This is a genomic window from Paenibacillus sp. MMS20-IR301 (assembly GCF_032302195.1).
Classification (GTDB): Bacteria; Bacillota; Bacilli; order Paenibacillales; family Paenibacillaceae; genus Paenibacillus_AQ.
In genome coordinates, this window is the sequence record NZ_CP135275.1 from 1,001,104 (window position 1) to 1,022,706 (window position 21,603).

At 53.4% G+C, this 21,603-nt stretch carries 23 protein-coding genes and 1 pseudogene; all 24 read left to right on the forward strand.

Annotated features, from left to right (window positions below):
• Window positions 1-16: 16 nt before the first annotated feature.
• On the forward strand, window positions 17-745 hold the full coding sequence (locus LOS79_RS04235) for a demethylmenaquinone methyltransferase (RefSeq protein WP_397386774.1): 729 nt from the start codon (window positions 17-19) through the stop codon (window positions 743-745).
• On the forward strand, window positions 738-1,613 hold the full coding sequence (locus LOS79_RS04240) for a UbiA-like polyprenyltransferase (protein ID WP_315416531.1): 876 nt from the start codon (window positions 738-740) through the stop codon (window positions 1,611-1,613). The genes LOS79_RS04235 and LOS79_RS04240 overlap by 8 nt, the downstream gene beginning before the upstream one ends.
• On the forward strand, window positions 1,610-2,218 hold the full coding sequence (locus LOS79_RS04245) for a UbiX family flavin prenyltransferase (RefSeq protein WP_315416533.1): 609 nt from the start codon (window positions 1,610-1,612) through the stop codon (window positions 2,216-2,218). Before LOS79_RS04240 ends, LOS79_RS04245 begins: the two co-directional genes overlap by 4 nt.
• Window positions 2,215-3,075 carry a menaquinone biosynthetic enzyme MqnA/MqnD family protein gene (locus LOS79_RS04250; protein WP_315416535.1) on the forward strand — a complete coding sequence of 287 codons (861 nt, stop codon included), beginning with the start codon at window positions 2,215-2,217 and terminating at the stop codon, window positions 3,073-3,075. Before LOS79_RS04245 ends, LOS79_RS04250 begins: the two co-directional genes overlap by 4 nt.
• A complete protein-coding gene (locus LOS79_RS04255; protein WP_315416537.1) occupies window positions 3,072-4,040 on the forward strand; it encodes a polyprenyl synthetase family protein in 969 nt (322 codons plus the stop codon). The genes LOS79_RS04250 and LOS79_RS04255 overlap by 4 nt, the downstream gene beginning before the upstream one ends.
• A 138-nt stretch (window positions 4,041-4,178) precedes the next feature.
• Complete coding sequence (ndk, locus tag LOS79_RS04260) at window positions 4,179-4,622, forward strand: nucleoside-diphosphate kinase (protein WP_315421978.1); 444 nt, start codon at window positions 4,179-4,181, stop codon at window positions 4,620-4,622.
• Window positions 4,623-4,648: 26 nt separating this feature from the next.
• Window positions 4,649-5,452, forward strand: a complete 804-nt coding sequence (locus LOS79_RS04265; protein WP_315416539.1) for a CheR family methyltransferase — start codon at window positions 4,649-4,651, stop codon at window positions 5,450-5,452.
• 107 nt (window positions 5,453-5,559) lie between these two features.
• Window positions 5,560-5,736, forward strand: coding sequence for a hypothetical protein (locus LOS79_RS04270; protein ID WP_315416541.1), 177 nt, complete (start codon window positions 5,560-5,562; stop codon window positions 5,734-5,736).
• A gap of 172 nt (window positions 5,737-5,908) precedes the next feature.
• Complete coding sequence (aroC, locus tag LOS79_RS04275; protein WP_315416543.1) at window positions 5,909-7,078, forward strand: chorismate synthase; 1,170 nt, start codon at window positions 5,909-5,911, stop codon at window positions 7,076-7,078.
• Window position 7,079: 1 nt separating this feature from the next.
• Entirely contained in the window at window positions 7,080-8,183 is a 1,104-nt protein-coding gene (gene aroB / locus LOS79_RS04280) for a 3-dehydroquinate synthase (RefSeq protein ID WP_315416545.1), read from the forward strand.
• A complete protein-coding gene (gene aroH, locus LOS79_RS04285; RefSeq protein WP_315416547.1) occupies window positions 8,177-8,548 on the forward strand; it encodes a chorismate mutase in 372 nt (123 codons plus the stop codon). The genes aroB and aroH overlap by 7 nt, the downstream gene beginning before the upstream one ends.
• A 395-nt stretch (window positions 8,549-8,943) precedes the next feature.
• Window positions 8,944-10,497: an anthranilate synthase component I gene (gene trpE / locus LOS79_RS04290; protein ID WP_315416549.1), complete on the forward strand. Its 1,554-nt coding sequence runs from the start codon at window positions 8,944-8,946 to the stop codon at window positions 10,495-10,497.
• 75 nt (window positions 10,498-10,572) lie between these two features.
• Entirely contained in the window at window positions 10,573-11,613 is a 1,041-nt protein-coding gene (gene trpD / locus LOS79_RS04295) for an anthranilate phosphoribosyltransferase (RefSeq protein ID WP_315416551.1), read from the forward strand.
• On the forward strand, window positions 11,603-12,433 hold the full coding sequence (gene trpC / locus LOS79_RS04300) for an indole-3-glycerol phosphate synthase TrpC (protein ID WP_315416552.1): 831 nt from the start codon (window positions 11,603-11,605) through the stop codon (window positions 12,431-12,433). The genes trpD and trpC overlap by 11 nt, the downstream gene beginning before the upstream one ends.
• Window positions 12,426-13,103 carry a phosphoribosylanthranilate isomerase gene (locus LOS79_RS04305; protein WP_315416554.1) on the forward strand — a complete coding sequence of 226 codons (678 nt, stop codon included), beginning with the start codon at window positions 12,426-12,428 and terminating at the stop codon, window positions 13,101-13,103. The genes trpC and LOS79_RS04305 overlap by 8 nt, the downstream gene beginning before the upstream one ends.
• Window positions 13,100-14,296 (forward strand): tryptophan synthase subunit beta, encoded by a 1,197-nt coding sequence (gene trpB / locus LOS79_RS04310; protein WP_315416556.1) that lies wholly within the window; start codon window positions 13,100-13,102, stop codon window positions 14,294-14,296. Before LOS79_RS04305 ends, trpB begins: the two co-directional genes overlap by 4 nt.
• Window positions 14,296-15,117: a tryptophan synthase subunit alpha gene (gene trpA / locus LOS79_RS04315; RefSeq protein ID WP_315416558.1), complete on the forward strand. Its 822-nt coding sequence runs from the start codon at window positions 14,296-14,298 to the stop codon at window positions 15,115-15,117. Before trpB ends, trpA begins: the two co-directional genes overlap by 1 nt.
• Before the next feature lie 56 nt (window positions 15,118-15,173).
• Window positions 15,174-16,271 (forward strand): histidinol-phosphate transaminase, encoded by a 1,098-nt coding sequence (hisC, locus tag LOS79_RS04320; protein WP_315416559.1) that lies wholly within the window; start codon window positions 15,174-15,176, stop codon window positions 16,269-16,271.
• A 61-nt stretch (window positions 16,272-16,332) separates the two neighbouring features.
• Entirely contained in the window at window positions 16,333-17,427 is a 1,095-nt protein-coding gene (locus LOS79_RS04325; protein WP_315416560.1) for a prephenate dehydrogenase, read from the forward strand.
• A gap of 972 nt (window positions 17,428-18,399) precedes the next feature.
• Entirely contained in the window at window positions 18,400-18,987 is a 588-nt protein-coding gene (locus LOS79_RS04330) for an RNA polymerase sigma factor (RefSeq protein WP_315416561.1), read from the forward strand.
• Between the two features lie 5 nt (window positions 18,988-18,992).
• A pseudogene (locus LOS79_RS33030) lies at window positions 18,993-19,091 on the forward strand (zf-HC2 domain-containing protein); the annotation flags it as partial.
• Window positions 19,092-19,139: 48 nt separating this feature from the next.
• Complete coding sequence (locus LOS79_RS04335; RefSeq protein WP_315416562.1) at window positions 19,140-19,583, forward strand: zf-HC2 domain-containing protein; 444 nt, start codon at window positions 19,140-19,142, stop codon at window positions 19,581-19,583.
• Between the two features lie 245 nt (window positions 19,584-19,828).
• The gene (locus tag LOS79_RS04340; RefSeq protein WP_315416563.1) at window positions 19,829-20,416 is read left to right on the forward strand and encodes a histidine phosphatase family protein; all 588 of its coding nucleotides are present in this window, start codon (window positions 19,829-19,831) and stop codon (window positions 20,414-20,416) included.
• Window positions 20,417-20,506: 90 nt separating this feature from the next.
• Window positions 20,507-21,595 (forward strand): hypothetical protein, encoded by a 1,089-nt coding sequence (locus tag LOS79_RS04345; protein ID WP_315416564.1) that lies wholly within the window; start codon window positions 20,507-20,509, stop codon window positions 21,593-21,595.
• The last annotated feature ends 8 nt before the right edge of the window (window positions 21,596-21,603 follow it).

The following is a 21,603-nucleotide window of genomic DNA, read 5'->3' on the forward strand; positions in this document are numbered from 1 at the left end:
GGATAAAACTTCCGTTATGGGCGATCAGGGCATTAAACCGAAAGAACAATTCGTGCACTCGGTATTTGAGAGCATCGCCGGTAAATACGATTTGATGAATGATATCTTAAGCTTCCGCCGTCATAAAGCCTGGCGAAAATTCACAATGCGCAAGATGGGGATGAAGCGCGGGGATTCGGCAGTGGATTTATGCTGCGGCACCTGCGACTGGAGTATCGCCCTTGCCGAGGCCAGTGAGACCGGCTGTGTAATGGGCTTGGACTTCAGTGCAGGGATGCTGGAGGTCGGCAGGCGCAAGGTGGAGGAACGCGGGCTTCAGAGCCGTATCTCCCTGATTCAGGGGAATGCCATGGAGCTGCCCTTCGGCGACAATTCCTTCGACTATGCTACAATCGGCTTCGGGCTGCGCAATGTGCCTGATCCGGTTCAGGTTCTGAACGAAATGAAGCGCGTCGTGAAGCCGGGCGGCATGGTGGTCTGCCTGGAGCTGTCGAAGCCGATGAAGCAGCCGTTCAAAGGTATTTATTATTTTTATTTCCAGCGTGTGCTTCCGCTGCTTGGCAAGCTGTTTGCCAAGCGCTATGAGCAATATAAATGGCTTCCAGAATCATTGGCACTGTTCCCGGACAGAGAGCAGCTGGCAGTGATCTTCCGTGAAACCGGACTTACCAAAGTGGAGTCGTTCCCCTTGACCGGTGGCATCGCAGCGTTACATATTGGGCTCAAGGAGAATTGTAATGTTTAAGAAAATGGGTATTTTTCTTCAGATGATTAAATTTGAGCATACGGTTTTTGCATTACCTTTTGCCTTCATGGGCGCTTTACTCGGTTCCGTAGTGATGTTCGGTGTATTGCCCTCCTGGAGCCAGATCGGCTGGGTGGTGGTGGCCATGTTCGGCGCACGCAGCGCGGCTATGGGGCTTAACCGGCTGATCGACCGGATCAGTGATGCGAAGAATCCCCGCACAGCAGGAAGAGCCATTCCGGCAGGACTGCTTAAGGTCGGCGAAGTATCACTGTTCATCGCGTTCTCATTCTTTTTACTGTTCTGGGCAGCCTTTAAGCTCAATCCCTTGTCAACCAAGCTGCTGCCGGTTGCGGTCTTCTTCCTGGTGTTCTACTCCTTCACCAAACGGTTTACCTGGGCCTGCCACCTGATTCTCGGCCTGACCATTGCTCTTGCGCCGCTTGGCGGATGGGTCGCGGTTACGGGGACGGTGGACTGGACGGCTATGGTTTTTTATTTTACCATCGTCTTCTGGACAGCAGGCTTCGATATCATCTATTCCTGCCAGGATGTTGAATTCGACCGCGGGGAAGGCCTTTATTCCATTCCGGTCCGCTTCGGGGTCGCCCGTGCCCTGGATATCGCCAAGGTATTCCATCTGCTTACCGGCATAGGGTTCATCTCTTTGCTGTTTATCGCCAACCTGAGCTGGTGGTATGTGGCCGGTATGCTGATTGCCTATATTATTTTATTTTATGAGCATCATATTGTATCCCCGAGTGACCTCAGTAAATTGCAGACAGCCTTCTTCACTATGAACGGCGTACTCAGCATCGTGGTGTTCTCCTTCACTCTGATTGACCTGGTGGTGCAATTCAACAAATGACTGAGCTGAAGCCAAAGCATATTGTTGTCGGCATTACCGGTGCGAGCGGGGCGATTTACGGCATCCGGCTGACAGAAACCCTCCTGTCTTTGGGCTATACGGTGCATCTGATCGTAAGTAATGCAGGCTGGCGTGTGTTCAAGGAAGAGCTGGGCTTCAGCGTAACTGACCGGGAAGAGTTTCTGAACAGCCAGTTCAGCGGCTTTCCCGGTTCTCTCTTATATCACCCTGTTCAGGATATCGGAGCGTCTGTGGCCAGCGGTTCCTTCCGTACGGAGGGAATGATTATCATGCCATGCTCCATGGGAACACTGTCTGCTGTAGCTCATGGCAGCTCTGACAATCTGCTGACCCGGGCTGCTGATGTTATGCTGAAGGAAGGACGTCCTCTGGTGCTGGTGCCCAGAGAGACGCCGCTGCATGCCATCCATCTGGAGAATATGCTGAAGCTGTCGCGAATGGGCGTCCGGATGATTCCGGCCATGCCGGCCTTTTACTTTGGCCCTGCCACAATGGATGATCTGATCAATTTCATGGTGGGCAAAGTGCTGGACAGCCTCAATATTGAACATGCTTTATTTCGCAGATGGGGGGATGAAGGATGATACATCCAGAGCACACAGTTATCGGTAAAATCAGCTATACCAACTCATGGCCGGTATTTCACAATTTCCATCCTTCCTCCTTAAGCTTTCCGGCGGAGATGGTAAGTGAAGTGCCAGCCATTCTTAATCAGGGTATGGCCAGCGGGGAGATTCATGTAGGCGCATTATCCTCCTTCGCATACGCGGCAGCCAGTGACCGGCTGGTGCTGCTGCCTGACCTGTCTGTCAGTGCCGACGGTCCGGTGAAATCGATTCTGCTCTTCTCCCGGATGCCCGCCCGGAATATCGGCACAGGCCGGATTGCCGTAACGAACACCTCGGCCACTTCGGTCAATCTGCTGAAGATTCTTATGGAGCGGGCATTCGGAGCCGGCCCCGAATATATTAGTGCCGCTCCTGATCTGAATGAGATGATGGAGCAGAATGATGCCTGCCTGCTGATTGGAGATCATGCCATCAGGGCTTCCTGGCAGGACCAGGGGTATTATGTGACCGATTTAGGCGCGCTATGGAAGGAATGGACCGGCCATAGCATGACCTTTGCCGTCTGGGCGGTTAACCGGGAGGCTGCGGTGCATAAGCGGGAGGCTATTGCCGAAATTGCTGAAGCCTTCGCCCGCAGCAAGCAGCGGGGGCTGAGTGAGCTGTCGCCGATAATTCAGGCAGCCTGCAGCACCATCGGGGGGACGGCAGCCTACTGGAGAGAATACTTCCGTAATTTATGTTACGATTTTGGGGAAAGGCAGCAGGAAGGTCTGAACCTCTATTTCCGCTATGCCTATGAAATGGGCCTGCTGCCGCAGGAAGTGAAGATGGAGCTTTGGAGCCACAATCTGCTGACACGGGTGAAAGAATGAAGCGAATGCAAATATTTGGCTTGCTGAACAAAGATATGGACCAGATTGAAAAGGAGCTATACCGCAGTGTCCAGGGCGATGATGACCTGCTGACCGAAACCTCGCTGCACCTGCTTAAGGCAGGCGGCAAGCGCCTGCGCCCTGTGTTTGTCCTGATGGGCGGCAAATTCGGACAGTATGATCTCGATAAGCTGAAGTGCATCGCTATTCCGCTTGAGCTGATACATAGCGCTTCGCTTGTCCATGATGATGTGATTGATGATGCCGAGCTGCGGCGCGGAGAGCCTACTGTCAAGGCGAAGTGGGGCGACAAGATCGCCATGTATACCGGCGACTATATTTATGCCAAGGCGCTGGTCATGACTTCGGAGCTGAAGAATCCGCAGATTCATCAGATTCTGTCCAAAGCTATGGTGGAAATGTCAATCGGAGAGATGGAGCAGATCCGTGATTTCTTCAACAGTGAGCAGAGTGTACGCCACTATCTGCGGCGGATCCGCCGCAAGACGGCACTGCTTATTGCAGTGAGCTGTCAGCTGGGTGCTCTGGCGGCCGATGCCGGGCCGGAAACAGCGCGTCTGCTCTATAATTACGGATATAACGTAGGAATGGCGTTTCAGATCCGTGATGATCTGCTCGATCTTTCCGGAACAGAGAAGCAAATCGGCAAGCCTCCGGGCAGTGATATGCGTCAGGGCAACATAACCCTGCCGGTCATCTACAGCCTGCAGGATTCGCGGCTTCGTGCGGCGCTGCTGGAGGAGCTGGAATGGATCCGCGCCGGTGAACGGGGAGTCGGCCGGGCGATTGACCTGATTCTCTCCGGGGATGGCATCAGCCGGGCGGAGGAGCTGGCTTCCCGTTATATTGCCAAAGCGCTGAACGCACTGGATCAGCTTCCCGGCAACCGGACGAAGCGCAATCTGCGCGACATCGCCTATTTTGTTACAGGCCGCGCATATTAGCCCTGCAGCTGTCTGAGATTAAGCGTTCACAGATGGCGGGGTTTCTGATAATATCGAACAATGAACTACTTGAATATGCAATCCGCGTAGTCAGAACCAATGTACATTAAGATTATGAACGAAATGGAGAGTGCCCCTATGGAACAGACTTATCTTATGATCAAGCCTGACGGTGTACAGCGCGGATTAATCGGACGGATTGTCGCCCGCCTGGAGGATAAGGGATTTAAGCTGGTTGCCGCCAAGCTGATTACGGTTACCGAGGAACAAGCGAAGAAGCATTATGCAGAGCACGACGGAAAGGACTTTTTCCCGGAGCTGGTCGGCTTTATTACCTCCGGTCCTGTATTTGCCATGGTGTGGGAAGGCGACGATGTCATTGCGCTGTCACGGCTGCTGATCGGCAAAACCAAAGTGGGCGAGGCTTTGCCGGGAACGATCCGCGGAGATTATGCCAGCCATACACCGCTTAATTTAATTCACGGGTCAGACTCCCCGGAAAGTGCAGCACGTGAAATTGCCAATTTCTTTGCTCCGGATGAATTGGCCCAGTACAACAAAGACATCGCAATCTGGATGTAAGTCCAGGCAGGAGGCAGGGGAAAAGTATGGCAGAACGTGAAGAAAGTGTATCAGCCGTGGACCCGGATTACACCGGATTTATTCATAACATCAAGCAGAGCACCGGAATTGATCTCGCCCAGTATAAGGAAGCACAAATGAAGCGCCGGCTTACGACCCTGCGCGTGAAGAATGGTTATCATACATTCAGTGATTTTTTTGCGGCAATGATGAAGGACAAGGCTCTATTCTATGAATTTCTCGACCGCATGACCATTAACGTCTCTGAATTCTGGCGTAATCCGAACCGCTGGGAGGTGCTCCGCGATGTCATTCTGCCTGAGCTGCAGCGTTCGGGCCGCAGGCTGAAGCTGTGGAGTGCGGCCTGTTCGACAGGTGAAGAGCCGTATACCCTGGCGATGATTTTAGCGGATCAGAATATTTTGGCCCAGTCCGGAATTCTGGCTACGGACATCGACGACGGGGCGCTGGGCAAAGCGAAGCAGGGACTGTATCTGGAGCGCTCGCTGAAGGATGTGCCCAAAGATGTGGCCGCGCGTTATTTCACTCCGGAAGGGCCTGTGTTCAAGGTCAGTGAAGGGCTGAAGAAAAATATTGATTTCCGCAAGCAGAATCTGCTGCTGGATAAGTTTGATGAGGGCTTTGATCTCATTATCTGCCGTAATGTAATGATTTATTTCACAGAAGAAGCCAAGAACAAGCTGTATCACAAATTTTCGGCCAGTCTGCGTCCCGGCGGATATTTGTTCGTTGGCAGCACGGAACAGATTTTCACTCCTGCGCAGTATGGCTTTGAGTCTACGGAGACCTTCTTCTACCGTAAGAAATAACCTGCTGGCTGCCTCGCGAGAGTCTTCCGGACTACGTATACTTTAACTTCTTTTCAGTGATACTGGATAGTAGGTTCCCTACGCCAAGTGAAAGGTTGTTAACGCAGATGGACAAAAGCAAGGTTATTGCCGCTTATAGACGCGGCTTTCTTACCGTCCGTGAATGCGGGCAGATTCTCGGGATGGAGGAGCTGCAGCTGCAGAGCCTGCTTGCGGTGGAAGAGGGCAATACGGCAGGCCAGCCTCTGGTTCCGGGTAACAGGGGGCTGGAGACAGGCTCTTGAAGCAATGCACAGCGGCGCCATTTCTGCTTTGAAAGAGCAGGAGCGGCGCTGTTCTTGTAATGGAAGATGGAGGGAGTGATTCTTGTCAAAGAGGAGTCCCTATACTATAATAAGCAAAGACATTTAACATTTTAGCGGTTTACAGTCCAAAAGTGTGAAGGGGGAACGCAGCATGAGTTTACGCTATTTGACGGCGGGGGAAACGCACGGCCCCCAGCTTACAGCCATTATTGAGGGATTGCCCAGTAACTTGCTACTTAATTTCGAGGAGCTTAATTTCCAGCTGCACCGGAGACAGAAGGGCTACGGCCGGGGACGCCGGATGCAGATTGAGAAGGACACTGCCCAGATCGTAGGCGGTGTGCGTCATGGCTTCACCACCGGTGCTCCGGTAGCACTGGTAGTAGAGAACAAGGACTGGACCCACTGGAAGAACATTATGAATATCGAGCCCATTCCGGGCAGTGATGAAGAGAAGCGGCGGGTAAACCGTCCGCGTCCCGGACATGCCGACCTGAACGGCGGCTTGAAGTATAATCTGACTGACCTGCGCAATGTATTGGAGCGCTCCAGTGCCCGTGAGACGGCAGCAAGAGTAGCTGTAGGCGCAGTGGCGCGTCAGCTGCTGGCGGCATTTGGCGTGAAAATTGCCGGACAAGTCATCCGGATCGGTGAGATCGAAGCGCCGGCCAACCAGTTGTCTGTGGATGAGCTGATTGCCCGGACGGAGGAGTCTTCTGTCAGAGTCGTCGACAAAGAGACGGAGCAGAAGATGGAGGCTTACATAGACAAGATCAAGGAAGAAGGCGACTCCATCGGCGGGATTGTGGAATGTATCGTCGAAGGCCTTCCGGTTGGACTTGGCAGCCATGTACAGTCCGACCGGAAGCTTGACGGTGCAATAGCCGGAGCAGTGATGTCGATCAATGCCTTCAAGGGTGTGGAGATCGGCATTGGATTCGAGGCAGGCAAGCTGCGCGGCTCACAGGTGCATGATGAGATTGTGTACGAGGCTTCGCAGGGATATTACCGGGCAAGCAACCGGCTGGGCGGCTTCGAGGGCGGAATGACCAACGGCATGCCGGTGGTGGTCCGCGGGGTGATGAAGCCGATTCCGACCCTGTACAAGCCGCTGCAGAGCGTAGATATCGACACGAAGGAACCGTTCACTGCCCAGGTGGAGCGTTCGGATGCCTGTGCGGTTCCGGCCGCCTGTGTGGTACTGGAGAATGTGGTCGCCTGGGAGATTGCCAAGGCATTCCTGGATAAATTCGGCGGCGACTCCATGGAAGAGATCCGCGCTAACTATAACAATTATCTCGCACAGCTGGAGAGCTACTAAGATGCGCAGTATTACAGTAGATCTGGGCGAACGTTCCTATCCGATTCATATCGGCAGCGGCCTGCTGCAGGGCATCGGCGGACGCTGTATAGAGGCCGGGTTCCCGCAGCGCAGCCCGCTGCTGGTGGTGACGGACAGCGAGGTGGCTCCGCGTTATCTCGCGCAGGTGGAGGCCTCCTTGCGCGAAAGCGGATATACAGTGGTAAGCCATATTATTCCGGCAGGAGAAGCCTCCAAATCCCTTGCAGTCTATGAAGAGGTTGTTACCTCAGCTATTCAGGGCGGGCTGGACCGCAGCTCAGCGGTGCTGGCGCTCGGCGGGGGGGTGGTGGGGGATCTGGCCGGATTCGTCGCCGCCACCTATATGCGCGGGACCCAGTTCATGCAGATTCCGACGACGATTCTTGCCCATGACAGCAGTGTAGGCGGCAAGGTAGCCGTGAACCATCCGCTGGCTAAGAATATGCTGGGCGCGTTCTATCAGCCGTCCATGGTGCTCTATGATCTGGATACCCTTGCTACACTTCCTCCGCGCCAGGTATCTTCGGGACTGGCTGAAGCGGTGAAGCATGGCCTGATTCTGGACAGAGAGTTCGCCTACTGGTGCCGCGAGCATGCCGCAGAGCTGCTTGCACTGAATCCGGAGGCGCTCGGCTATGCGCTGGAACGCGGCTGTTCCATTAAGTCCGCCGTCATCGGTAACGATGAGCGGGAGCAGGGCCAGCGTGCCATTCTGAATCTGGGACATACCATTGGCCATGCGATTGAAGCCGTTGGCGGTTATGGGGTGTTCCTCCATGGCGAGGCCATTGCTATCGGCATGGCGGGGGCTGCCCTGCTGGCTGCGAAGCTTGGCCGGGACAGAGCGATCTATGAGGATACGGTGTCTATGCTTACCGCGTTGTCCCTGCCGGTCAGACTTCCGGCGGAGTATTCTGAAGATGAACTCATGGAAGCCATGATGCATGATAAGAAGTTCAAGGAAGGCAGAATGACCTTTATCGTGCCGGACGCGATAGGTAGGGTCAGTATTGTGAGCGATGTGCAGCAAAGTGATGTGCGCAGTGTAATCGCTCAGCTTAAGAAGGAGGACAGCCCATGGTGAACCGGGGGATTCGCGGTGCAACGACCGTAACGAAAAATGAGGAAGCGGAGATTCTACGTGAGACCGTTGTGCTGCTTAGAGAGATCGTTGAACGCAACAATGTCATTGCTGAAGATATCTGCAGTGTATGGATCACAATGACGGAGGATCTGGATGCTACGTTTCCGGCACGGGCTATCCGCGAGATCGAAGGCTGGGAAATGGTGCCGCTAATGTGTTCGGTCGAGATTCCGGTCAAAGGCAGCCTGCCGCAGTGCATCCGCCTGATGGTCCAGGTGAATACCGACAAGTCGCAGCGGGACATCCGCCATGTATATCTGAACGAGGCCCAGCGGCTCCGTCCGGATCTCTCACAGAGCAAGTAAAACAACCCCACAAAGCGGGGCATTGGCTTTGCGGCTGACTCAATTACTTTGCGGGGTTGTCAATGACCGCCGTCATCATGTATAGTGTAGTTAGCCGAGTTAAGCAGAGTATAGTTTAGTTGAGATGAGTATAGTTGAGCAGAGTGCATAACATGGATTTAGAAGAGGCAGACCGCCTGAGATCCAGTTATCTTTTTTGGCATACCTGTATAGTGTAGGTAACGCAGTAGATGCGTTCACGCTATCCGTGTATCCTTCTTAGAGATAATCTGTATTCAGTCTGGTTCATGCCGGTCCTATGCGCTTAATCATATACTTACTTACACAACCTCTACTCCGGTAGAGGTTTTTCTGTATTTCGGACATTACCCATAGAACCCTAGGAGGTTACCCAAGTGACGAATCCGAGTATTGAAGAAGTGGTGTCGCTGTCGCGGGAGTACAATCTAATTCCGGTTGTAAAGCGGCTGCTGGCTGACATGGAGACGCCTATCCGGTTGTTCCAGCGGTTTGCGGAGCAGGATCGCGCTTTTTTGCTGGAGAGTGTAGAAGGCGGCATTCAATGGGCGCGCTATTCATTTATCGGCAGTAATCCTTTCCTGATGATCTCCGGCAAAAAAGGTGTGATTCACGTCGAAACCGGCGGTGTGCAGAAACAGCTGACGGGTAAACCTGTTGAAGAGTTAAAAGCACTGCTTCGTTCCTACCGCAGTCCCAAGCTGGACGGAATGCCTCCATTTACAGGCGGGGCCATCGGATTCTTTGGTTATGACCTGCTGCAATATTATGAGAAGCTGTCCCCGCATGCGCTGGATGACCTGAATATGGATGATATCCGCTTTATGTTCTGTGACCGGATTATCGTCTTCGATCATGTGAAGCAGCAGATTCTGCTGGTAGGCAACCTTCATATCAAGGATGGCGATACTGATTCTGATATCCGCGCAGGTTATGAGGAGCTGAGCCTCCGCCTGGAGGATCTGGCTGAAGAGCTGCAGAAGGAAGGACCGAAGGAGAATGTCAACCGGCGCAGCATTCCGCAGGACATTGACTTGGGTGAGATTCATTCCAATCTGACCAAGGAGCAGTACATCAGCAATGTGGAGCGGGCGAAGGAATATATCCGGGCCGGCGATATTTTCCAGGTGGTGCTGTCCCAGCGGCTGCATATTGAGACAGAGGTATCCCCGCTGCATGTGTACCGGATGCTCCGGACGCTGAACCCTTCACCCTATATGTATTATCTGAAAATGGATGAGGAGATTATTGTAGGCACTTCGCCGGAAGCGCTGGTTAAAGTGGACGGCGGCCGGGTAGAGACCCGTCCAATTGCCGGAACACGGCCGCGCGGGGAGAGTGAAGCGCAGGACCGCGAGCTCGCTTCCGAGCTGCTTGAGGATGAGAAGGAACGGGCGGAGCATCTGATGCTCGTGGATCTCGGGCGCAATGACCTGGGCCGGGTATCGAAATTCGGAACGGTGAAATGCGATTCCTTTATGGAGATTGAGAAATACTCACATGTCATGCATATGGTCTCGAATGTGACCGGCACGCTTGCCGAGAATAAGGATTTCTTCGATGCCTTCCTCTCTTGCCTCCCGGCAGGAACGGTATCCGGAGCACCGAAGCTGCGGGCGATGGAGATTATCGCTGAGCTGGAGCGGGAAGCACGCGGCGCATATGCCGGAGCGATCGGTTATCTCGGCTTCTCGGGAAATATGGATTCGTGTATTACGATCCGTACCATCATCTTCCGCAAGGGCCGGGCTTATGTTCAGGCTGGAGCGGGAATTGTCTGGGACTCGGTTCCGGAGAAGGAATATGAAGAGACGGTGAACAAGGCTAAAGGCATGCTGAAGGCGATCCGGATGGCTGAAGCGATGTTCCCTGCCGAGGTGAAGGAGAAGCAGGTCATTAACCAGGATTATATGTATGAATATACCCCGTGAGCCGGGGATAAGCAGAGCCCAGAAGAGATGAGCAGAGAATGCTCCATACCATACTTATTTCAGGAGGGAAACGATATGGAAGCAAGCCAGTTAATACAATCAGGAATTGCCGGACTCATTGAGGGAAGGGATCTGAACCGCAGCCAGGCCCGTGAGATTATGGGTACAATTATGGAGGGGGCGGCAACATCGGCGCAGATCGGTGCGCTGCTGACTGCACTGCGGATAAAAGGAGAAACGGTCGAGGAAATTACCGGGTTCGCGGAAGCGATGCGCGGGTTCGGTACACATGTGATTACAGAGCGGAGCCAGCTGCTGGATACTTGCGGCACCGGGGGCTCCGGCATTCATAAATTCAATATTTCTACCGCTTCAGCGATTATATCCTCTGCTGCTTCCGTCAGAGTCGCCAAGCACGGCAACCGTTCAGCTTCCGGCCGGGCGGGCAGTGCGGATGTGCTGGAGGCGCTGGGTGTCAATATTCATCTGAATGCAGAGCAGGCCCGGCAATGTCTTGACAGCATCGGTATCTGCTTCCTGTTCGCACAAATCTATCATCCTTCGATGAAATATGCTGCCGCTACCCGCCGTGAGCTGGGTGTACGTACTGTATTCAACATGCTTGGGCCGCTGACGAATCCGGCTGGGGCTGACCGGCAGCTGATGGGGATCTATGACCGTAATAAGACTGAGACCGTAGCCAAGGTGTTAGGAGAGCTTGGGTCTAAGCGGGCGATGATCGTAAGCAGTCTGGACGGACTGGATGAGATCAGCATATCGGCTCCGACTCAGGTTTCGGAACTGAAGCACGGTGAAGTAATCACCTATGAAATTACGCCGCAGGAGCTTGGGCTCAGCCAGCACCGGCTGGAGGATGTGCTTGGCGGAGATGCTGCGGAGAATGCGGCAATTATAACTTCCGTGCTGGAAGGGCAGATGAATCCCTACCGCGATATCGTGCTGGCTAATGCCGGAGCCTGCATTTATGTAGCGGGACTGGCGGATACATTGAAGGAAGGCGTGGACCAGGCGAGAGCCGTCGTAGATTCCGGAGCGGCGCTCAGCAAGCTGGAACAGCTGAAAGTCATGACAAAGGAGCTTGATTATGTATCTTGAGCGGATTGTTGCCACTAAAGTAAAAGAGGTTGAAGCGTTAAGCCAGACATTTTCCTTAATGGAGGCTGAACGGGCCATTGCTGCCCTGCCGGCTACAAGAGGATTCCGTGAGGCATTGACAAACCGGAGGAACCGGGACATAGGGCTGATCGCCGAAGTGAAGAAGGCTTCACCGTCCAAAGGGCTGATCCGTGCCGATTTCGATCCGGTAGCGATTGCCAAAGGGTATGAGGCCGGAGGAGCCGACTGCCTGTCGGTGCTTACGGATAGTGAATACTTCCAGGGCAGCGGACTGTATTTGCAGCAGGTAAGAGCGGCTGTCAGCCTTCCGCTGCTCCGCAAGGACTTTATCATCGATGAGAAGCAGATTTATGAGGCGCGTTTGCTTGGGGCGGATGCCATACTGCTGATCGCCGCTATTCTGACGCCGCAGCAGCTTGGGGCCTTCACGGATACCGCGGCTGCACTTGGGCTGGATATCCTGATTGAAGTCCATGACCGCAGCGAGCTGGAGATGGTGCTGGCCACCGGCAAAGCCGATCACCCCGCCGTCCTGCTGGGCATCAACAACCGCAATCTGAAGACCTTTGAGACGTCGCTGTCCGCAACTGCTGAACTGGCTGCATTGCTGCCGGAGGGCGTTCCTGTAATCAGCGAGAGCGGTATTGCCGGTCCGGATGATATTGCATTCTTGAGCAAAACCCGGGCAACCGGTGTGCTGGTGGGGGAATATCTGATGCGGAGGCCTGATGTGGAACTGGCAGTACATGAGCTGCTCGGGCCTCTTCCAGCCGGAAAGGACCGTGCGCTGCATGGCTGATACCCTTGTAAAAATCTGTGGACTTCAGGGCGTTGAAGTGCTAAAATCTATGAAGAGTTTACCGCTGGATTACGTTGGTTTTGTATTTGCCCAAAGCCGCCGCAGAGTTACTGCGGAGACGGCTGCCGGAATGACTGCAGAGCTGAGGACATGGGAGAATGGACAGGTGCCCCGTGCAGCAGGCGTATTCGTGAACCCGGAGCTTGCCGGACTCGCTGAGCTGCTTGGAACTGTTCCGCTGGATGTGATACAGCTCCATGGTGATGAGAGCCCGCAATTCTGCAGGGAGGTCAAGCAGGCTTTTCCGCAGGTTGAGGTATGGAAGGCTCTGTCGGTCACGGGCCGCGCCCCTGATGCTGCAGAGATTCATGCTCTGCTGGAGGGCTACGCCGGGGCTGCTGATGTACTGCTGCTGGATACCTACGACCCGCAGGGCAGCGGAGGCTCCGGCCGGACGTTTGACTGGGAGCAGATACCGTTATACCAGCAGGCGGCAGCGGACTATGCGCTGCCTTTATTTATAGCCGGAGGACTGCATCCGGATAATGTGCAGGAACTGCTGGAGGGCTATGCTCCTTATGGTGTGGATGTCTCCAGCGGAGTAGAAAGTGACGGCAGTAAAGATATCGTTAAAATGACAGCATTTGTAGAAAGGGTGAAGCAATCATGATACAAGTACCGGACAAGAACGGACGTTTTGGTTCTTTTGGAGGCCGCTTCGTTCCTGAAACGCTGATGAATGCACTGATTGAGCTGGAGGAAGCCTACCGCAAGTATTCGGCAGATCCGGCCTTTCAGGAGGAGATAGATTACCTGCTGAAGCAATACTCCGGACGTGAGACCCCGCTGTATTATGCGGAACGGCTGAGCAAGCATCTTGGCGAGGCCAAGATCTACCTGAAGCGTGAAGATCTGAATCATACGGGAGCCCATAAGATTAACAACGCAATCGGACAAGGCATCCTGGCTAAAATGATGGGCAAAACAAAAGTCATTGCCGAGACCGGAGCCGGCCAGCACGGAGTGGCGACAGCGACTGTAGCAGCCCTGCTCGGCATGGAATGTAAGGTATTCATGGGTGAAGAGGATACCCGCCGCCAGGCGCTGAACGTGTTCCGCATGAAGCTGCTCGGTGCAGAGGTCATCCCGGTAACCTCCGGATCGAGAACCCTGAAGGATGCCGGTAATGAAGCGCTTCGCTACTGGGTGAGCAATGTTGAAGATACGTTCTATGTGCTCGGCTCTGCTGTAGGCCCGCATCCGTATCCGATGATGGTCCGCAACTTCCAGCGCATCATCGGGGATGAGACCCGGCACCAGATTCTTGAGGCGGAAGGAAGATTGCCCGATTTGCTGGTTGCCGCTGTAGGCGGAGGCAGCAATGCCATCGGGATGTTCTATCCGTTCATGGAGGATGAGCAGGTGGCGATGATTGGCGTTGAGGCGGCAGGCAAAGGCATCGATACCCCGTTTCATGCAGCGACAATGAGCAAAGGAAGCCATGGCGTATTCCAGGGCTCGCTCAGCTACCTGTTACAGGATGAACACGGGCAGGTCATTGAAGCCCATTCCATCTCAGCCGGACTGGATTATCCCGGTGTCGGACCTGAGCACTCTTATCTGAAGGATATAGAGCGTGCACAGTATGTACCGGTTACGGATGAGGAGGCGCTGGAAGCACTGAAGCTGCTCTGCGTCACTGAAGGCATTATTCCGGCGCTTGAATCCGCCCATGCCATCGCCCATGTGGTGAAGCTCGGCAAGACCCTGACCAAGGATGACATTGTCGTGATCTGCCTGTCCGGTCGCGGGGACAAAGATGTGGAATCGATTATGGCCTATACAGAAGGGGCGGGGAAGTAATGACGACCGATACGACCAACCGGATGGATCTTGCTTTCAAAAAACTGCGGGCAGAGGGCCGTACAGCACTTATCCCTTTCCTTACAGTCGGAGATCCCGATCTTGAAACTACACTGGAGATCATTGCCGAGCTGGAGGCGGCCGGTGCGGATATTCTGGAGCTGGGCGTTCCCTACTCCGATCCGCTGGCTGACGGTCCGGTGATTCAGCGGGCTTCCTCGCGGGCCTTGCGCAGCAAAGTCCATCTGCGCACCTGCATGGAAACGGCTCTCAAGGCCCGGCAAGCCGGCAGCCAGCTGCCGTTCATCCTGTTCACCTATTATAATCCGGTGATGCAGATGGGACTGGATACCTTCTTCTCTGAGCTTGCAGCCCATGAGATCAGCGGACTGATCATTCCTGATCTGCCGGTTGAAGAATCAGGAGAAATGCGTGAGCGCAGCCGGGCAGCGGGCGTGAGCCTCATTCCGCTGGTGGCTCCGACCTCCAGTGAACGGATTGCCCGGATTGTCTCAGGTGCCAGCGGCTTTATCTATTGTGTCTCTTCACTCGGGGTTACCGGTGAACGCTCGGCTTTTCATAGCGGTGTAGATGAGTTTATTGAGTCTGTCCGCCGTGCAACAGATCTGCCTGTTGCCGTCGGTTTCGGAATTTCCACCGGGGAGCAGGTCGCCCGGTTTGCGAAGATTTGCGATGGTGTAGTCGTCGGCAGCGCGATTGTCCGTAAAGTGGAGGATGTAATTCCGCTGCTTGCGCAGCCGGAGACAAGAAGTGAGGGGCTGTTGCAAATTCGTGAATTTGTGGCACAATTAAGACCATAACGGTCTGCTGGCAGACCTGATAGCAGCTAAAACCTTCTGGAGAGCGAGGATCACCCATGAACCCGAAACCGAATATTGTCGACCTCCCTGTCTACAAGCCGGGGAAACCGATTGAAGAAGTCAAGAAGGAGCTGGGCTTAAACGATGTGATTAAGCTGGCTTCCAATGAGAATCCTTATGGAGCAGCACCAAGCGCAAGAGCCGCAATTGTTGCGGAGCTGGATAACCTGTACTTGTACCCGGACGGCTCAGCCGCCGAGCTGACTTCGGCCCTGGCTAAGCATCTGGAAGTCACAAGTGAGAATATTATTTTCGGCTGCGGCTCGGATGAGATTATTGCTCTGATCGCCCGTGCCTTCTTCCTGCCCGGGGATGAGACGATTATGGCCGATCAGACGTTCTCCGTGTATAAGAGCAATGCCGATATTGAAGGTGCGGTGACGATTGAAGTTCCGCTTAAGGATGGAACGCATGATTTGGACGCTATGCTTGCTAAGATTACAGACCGTACCAAAGTAATCTGGGTATGCAATCCGAACAACCCGACCGGGACGATCGTACCTGAGGATGCCCTTGTTGCATTCCTGGATGCTGTCCCTGCTGAAGTCATGGTTGTGCTGGATGAGGCTTACTATGAATATGTAATGGATCTCAGCTACACAAACGGAATTAAGCTGCTGTCTGCCTACCCGAACCTGGTTGTACTGCGGACCTTCTCGAAGATTTACGGCCTTGCAGCCCTCCGTATCGGCTATGGGGTAGCCAGCCCGCAGATCATCAACCTGATTAACAAGGTCCGGGAACCTTTCAATACGACCCGTCTGGCGCAGGTTGGAGCACTCGCAGCACTGGCCGACCAGGAGTATGTAGAGAAATGCCGTACCCTTAACAGTGCCGGTATTCAGCAGCTGCAGGGTGAATTCAAGCGGCTTGGGCTGGATTCCTTCCCGGCTAACGGAAACTTCATCATGGTGGATGTACGCAAGCCTGCCTTTGAAGTATTCGACGCTTTGCTGCGGCAGGGGATTATCGTCAGAGCAGGCCATCACCGTTACCCGACCTATATCCGGGTTACAGTCGGATCTGCCGAGCAGAACGTAGCCTTCATCACTGCCCTGGAGCGGGCGCTTGAGGAGCAGGAAGTGCGCGTATAAGATTAGTTAGAAGTCAGAGACAGGATTGACGATATCACTGAAGGCAGGTAGTTCTAAGAACATGACGACAAAAATAGCAATCTTCGGTGTCGGCCTGATCGGAGGCTCTCTGGCCCTTTGTTTCAAAGGCAAGGAGGGTCTGACCGTTGTTGGGCATGCCCACCGTCCTGAATCTGCAGTTAAATATGTCAGCAGGGGAGTGGTCGATCAGGCTACGTTATCCCTGGAAGAAGCGGCCCTGGATGCTGATTTCATCTTCCTCTGTGTGCCTGTCGGCATGCTCGAGGATTATCTGCAGCAGCTGAGCAGGCTGCCGCTGAAGCCGGGCTGTATCATTACCGATGTTGGCAGCACCAAAGCCAGCATTGCGGCTTGTGCGCTCTCGCTCGATCTTCCCGGTGTACACTTCATCGGAGGCCATCCGATGGCCGGATCGGAGCGTTCGGGCGTGGAGGCAGCTTCGTCGCTGCTGTTTGAGAATGCATACTATGTGCTGACACCGCCGCCGGGGATTCCCGAAGAGGCTTACAACGCCCTTGAATCGCTGCTTCTACATACGCGAGCGCAGATCGTCCGGCTGGGCCCGGAGCGCCATGATGAGATTGTCGGAGCGATCAGTCATCTGCCGCATATTATTGCGGTGGCGCTGGTTAATCAGATTCACGAATATGATGATTCAGATTCCCTGTTCAGCACGCTGGCCGCCGGCGGCTTCCGGGATATTACGCGGATCGCCTCCAGTGATCCGATTATCTGGCGGGATATCCTCCTGAATAACCGCTCGGTTATGCTGCGTCTGCTCAAGGACTGGAATGATGAGGTATCCACCTTCATCAGTCTGCTCGAGCAGGAGGATGGTACTGGAATCGAGGCTGCTTTTCACGAGGCCAACGAGTTCCGCAGCCAGCTGCCAGAGCGGCGCAAGGGTATGATTGTTCCGCTGTTCGACCTTCATATTGATGTGCCCGATCATCCGGGGATTATCGGACGCATCGCGACAGAGCTTGGCGACCAGGGGATCAACTTAAGCAACGTGCAGATCATTGAGAGCCGGGAGGATGTTCCGGGAATCATGCGCTTATCGTTCCGCCAGGAGCATGATATGGAGCGGGCCAGAACGCTGCTGCAGCAGAATGACTATACGGTATATGTATAAACGTGAAGCCGGGGCAGGGTGCCCCGGCTTTTGTGTGCGCTTAGAGTACTTACTCTAAAAAAAGTGAACAGCCTGCCTGCTGAGGGATTAAACGCTAAAACCACCGGTGATCGCATAGCAAATGCCAGAGCTAGTACTGGGGCTGAAACCGGAACCGAAACCTGAGTCCGGCAGAGACATTGCAGGGAAACAGTTGGATTTTCTCCACTTGCTAAGGAAGGGAAAGGACCTATTCCAAACCTTAGTTGGAAAAACAGCACTTAATGTAGGGTTTATTGGCCAAAGTAGAAGAAATGCATGAAATTAGATGACGTTTATCCACCTAATTCCCGCAAACGCCTCAGAACCGCAAAATTAAGATACGTTTATCCACCTATTGTTGCAGAGTAGCTTCAGAGTAGGCTGTGGAGGGAAGAGAGGGGCACAAGTGCCCCTAAATCCGCCGGAACCAGGCGGAATAGCAGAGCTTACTTACTATATTTCTCTAAAAATAGACAAAAAAAGACCGCTTACAAAATAAGCGGTTACAGTTCACAAGTTATTGGAACCGTGCAGTTTTTGGATAGGAGTGGAGAGAAACCATACTGTACTTTTATTATATGTATCCGTTTACATTTTGTCAACACTTTATTTAAACTTAGAATAGAGCGCTCTCATTCCTAGGCTCTGCAAGTGGCTTTGCCGGAGTCTGAAAGTCTATTAATGAAATCCTGTTATCATTTGTGCTATACTAGGTTAAGTATGTTTATAGATTTCTTTGATTCCGGGATTTGTAAAGATACGAATTTCTTTCTGTATTTACATACAGCATTTCTTAATTAACGGCTGGTTGAATATACATAGGAAGTATTTCATTTTACCGCAATCGTACAAATTTGTAGCAATGCCGCAACTTTTTCTTACCTGACCGGTATACATAGGTACGGACCGGACGGGATAACACGTGCAAGGGCGAGGAGGGCCGAACTCACCATGACGGATTCCCAGTTGATCCAGCTAATCAAGCAAGGCGATACAGAATTATATTCAGAGCTGATGAGGCGCTATCAACGCAAGATATTGGCATTTGTATATCATATGCTCAAGAACTCCCATATGGAGCTTATTGCTGAAGATCTCTGCTCAGAGACCTTCTACAAGGCGTTCCGGAGTCTTCATTCCTTCCGCGAGGTAGATGCTTCATTCTCAACATGGCTGTATACGATTGCCCGCAATACGGTGCTCAGTGAGCTCCGCAAGAACCGTGCCGGCAATGTATCGCTTGAAGAGAGCGGATTTACTCCAGTGGCCCCGCCGGAAGTAGCTCCGGAGCAGGCGGCATTACGCAAAGAACGGATGAATCTGGCCCGGGAAGCAATCAATAATCTCCCGGAGAAGCAGCGCTCAGCACTGATTCTGCGTGAATATGATCAGATGGATTATCAGGAAATTGCCGTAATTCTGGATCAGAGCGTCAGCTCTGTGAAATCATTATTGTTCCGTGCGAGGAGCAGTGTGAAGCTCCAGCTTGAATCCTATTTTTATGAGCCTGAAGTCGAAGAGCAGGCTGAGAGGGTGTAAGGCCGATGAATTGTAGGGAAGCGCAGGATTCCATTCCGCTCTTGTGGGACGCTCCCCCCACGGACCCGAGGCGGATTAGACTGGAGAAGCATATCGCAACTTGTTCATACTGCAGGGCCGAATGGGCGCTCTGGCAGGAGACAAGCGAGCTTATGCAGGACACAAGGTTTGAAGTCAGCGATGAGCGTGCAGAAGCGATTAACCTCAAGGTTATGGAGCGTATCTATCTGGAAAGTCCCTGGCTTATGCCCGGTGACGGGAAGTCTGCAGGGAACACTGCTGTATTCCGCCGCCGTTTAAGCCTGTGGATTGCCTGCTTCCTGGCGGTGTTTATCTCCAGCTTTTTATATTTTACAATATTCAAAACACCCTCAAATACTACGGTGGCACAGAGCGGGATTGTAGAAACCGGTGTGGCCGGCCTTACGCTGGAATGGTCCTCTTCTTACCCGGTAGAATCTGAAGGCGGAATTATTGAACCGCTGGTTGCGAATATGGGACCGGGCCATCCGCAATACTGGATGGTATTATCGACACTGGGTGTCGGGTTGTCTATATTCCTGCTGATCCGGCTCAACCGTTACCGCAGACAATAAAAGCCCCTTCACTACCAGTGAAGAGGCTTTTTTGCAAGGGGAGGATTTATATGCTCCGGGGTCACTGCAAGGTACATGAGTCAGCCCGAAGCCCGAACCCCGCTGTGCGGGGTTATTTTTGTTGTCCGGAGATGACCGGGAGGCAAGTGGAGGGAAATCTGCAATTTTATTATAAAAGAAGACATTTGTTTTCATTCGTGTTACATTATTAAGCAAACCAATGGGGAAGGGAAAGGTGATAGGCGATGCTGATCGGCTTAATACGCCATGGGCTGACAGATTGGAATGCGGAAGGCAAAATTCAGGGACAAAGTGATATTCCGCTAAACAATGAAGGCCGGAGGCAGGCTGAGATGCTGGGAGACCGGCTTCTGCAGGAGCCTTACCACTGGGACTACTGCATCACGAGCAGTCTTTCCCGCGCAGCAGAGACCGGTAAGATTGTGGCTGCCAAGCTGGGTGTTCCTCTGCTTGAGCCTGACCAGCGGATCCGCGAGCGTGCCTACGGGCAGGTGGAGGGCATGACAGCCGCAGCACGGGAAGCAAAGTGGGGGAAGGACTGGAATCAGCTGTCACTGGGACAGGAGAGCGATGAGGCACTGCAGCTCCGCGGTCTTGCCTTTCTGGAGGAGCTTTCAGCCCGGTATCCTGAGCAGAATGTGCTGGTCATCTCCCACGGGGGATTCTTGGCCCAGCTCTATACCGCACTATTCAAAGGGAAATATACGGAACGGCTCGGGAATCTCTCATTGACCATTTTGGAGAAAAATGAGCAGGAGTGGAACCCCGTTTTGTACAACTGTACCCGTCACATCTTGCAGAATCAGCATTAACCCGACCCTTCGGGTTATTTTTTTTGCGAAAAAAGGAATAAAAAGGGCTGTATTTCCCATAATGGTAGTAAAACGGTGAGGCGATAAAAGATGAATCTGGCGGATATGCTCACTTACGCGGACATTGGTCAGCTTACCGCCATTGCGGGACGCTATCAGTGCGATTGCAAGCGGAACTCCAAACATGATTTGATTCAGAGTATACTGATCACCTTGGGCAGCCGGGAGTTTATGGAGTCTCATATCAAGGGATGTTCTCCCGAGGAGCTGCGTTTTCTTAATACCCTGCTGTTTGATGAGCGCAGCCAGTTCAGTCTTGAAGATCTGCTGGCCGCTGCCCGGCAGGCCTCCTTTGACACCCCTGCCGGGAAAAGCGGCGGTTACCGCGAGCTGATCAGCACGTTCAAAAACAGCGGCTGGCTCTTCAGTGGAGCATCGCAGCAGAGCAGGTACCAGTATCAGATTCCGGCGGATTTGAAGAGCCGCTTCCGGGACAGAATGGGCGGATACTTGAAGGAACGGATTGTCACCTGCCCGGAGCCGCCCGTGTACCGCGGGGAAGGGGAGCTGCTGGCCGGGGATCTTCTGCTCTTTCTGCGCTATGTTCAGGAGAATGAGCCGGAGCTGAACCAGGAAGGTGCGCTCTATAAACGCAATCAGCAGGGGGTGATGAATGCCCTGCAGATTGCTGAGCCTCTGCTGGGAAAAGGCGGGTGGAGATTCGGCTACGGCAGAGCCTTTGAACATTATCCGCCGCGGTTTGCCCTGCTGTATGATTATGCGAGGCACCGCCGCTGGACTTCGGAGGAGGGATACCGTCTGAAGCTTACCTCTGCAGGCAGCGTGTTCCTGGAAGAAGGGAAATCGGAAAAGCTGATGCAGTTATTCACCTTTTGGTTAAGACTGTATAAAGGCGCTATTCCAAACCTGCCGTCACTCGTATACTGGATTAGTCATTGTGCGGGGAGCTGGGTGAGCATTGCCTCACTCTCAGAGGCGCTGGGCTGGCTGATCAAACCATTCTACTACGATGATGCCGCAGCGATTCTGGAACAGCGGATTCTGCGGATGCTGCTGCATCTCGGGATGCTTAGGCTGGGTGACGGCGATGAAGGGCCGGTGGTCATAATGACACCCTGGGGAAGCGAGGCGGCAGTGCCGAGGCTGCTGCTTAAGTAAGGGGGGAA